The sequence below is a fragment of the Streptomyces katrae genome, assembly GCF_000966975.1.
Lineage (GTDB): Bacteria > Actinomycetota > Actinomycetes > Streptomycetales > Streptomycetaceae > Streptomyces > Streptomyces katrae.
The window spans coordinates 1-844 of sequence record NZ_JZWV01000415.1 but is presented as its reverse complement, the minus strand read 5'-3'; the positions used below and the strand labels follow the sequence as shown (position 1 = coordinate 844).

The window sequence follows — 844 nt, the reverse complement described above, 5'->3', positions numbered from 1 at the left end:
CCAGCTGGAACGGCTTCGCCTCGGAGCCGGTGGGCAGCGCCGACAGCGGCCGGGTGGCGCTCTCGGCGGACGGCTCGGCCATCGTCTGGACCCAGGCCGGGCAGGTCCCGTACCGCTCGACCGACAAGGGGGCGAGCTGGTCGAGGGTCAGCGGCCTGGGCGCGGACGCCGTGGTGGTCTCCGACCGCTCCTCGGCCACGGCCTTCTACTCCCTGTCCGGCGGCACCCTCTACGCCAGCACCGACGGCGGCGCGACCTTCACCGCCCGCGCCACCGGCCTGCCCGACGGCCGCCTCAAGGCCGTCCCGGGCGTCGCCGGCGACCTGTGGATCGCCGGGGGCTCCAAGGGCCTGCTCCACTCCACCGACGGAGGACGCACCTTCACCACGCTCACCACGGTGCGGTCCGCCTCCGCCCTCGGCTTCGGCAAGGCCGCACCGGGCGGCTCCTACCAGGCCCTGTACCTGATCGGCACCGTCAAGGACGTCACCGGCGTCTTCCGCTCCACCGACAAGGGCGCCACCTGGCTCCGCGTCAACGACGACGCCCACCAGTGGGGCGGCATCGGCAGTGTCGGCGTCATCACCGGCGACCCCGACACCTACGGCCGCGTCTACATCGGCACCAACGGACGCGGCCTCCAGTACGGAGACCCGTCCTGAACCCGCGCCGGAACGGGCGCACGCCCGACGCGTGAGCTGACGCGCGACCGGCAACAGAACGGAAAGCCGCTCCTGCGACCGGTGCGAGACCGCGGTCGCGGGGGCGGCTTTCCGCTGTGGGTGTCCGGGGCCCCGGGCGCTTCTCGGCGTGGAGCGGGTGGGAGGGGTGGGCGCCGCCGGGG

Annotated in this window: 1 protein-coding gene; it reads left to right on the top strand. The window is 74.5% G+C overall.

The window, feature by feature from the left end:
* Nucleotides 1-662: WD40/YVTN/BNR-like repeat-containing protein (locus VR44_RS16100; RefSeq protein ID WP_045948186.1), on the top strand; the 662-nt coding region annotated here is incomplete at its 5' end.
* Between the last annotated feature and the right edge of the window lie 182 nt (nt 663-844).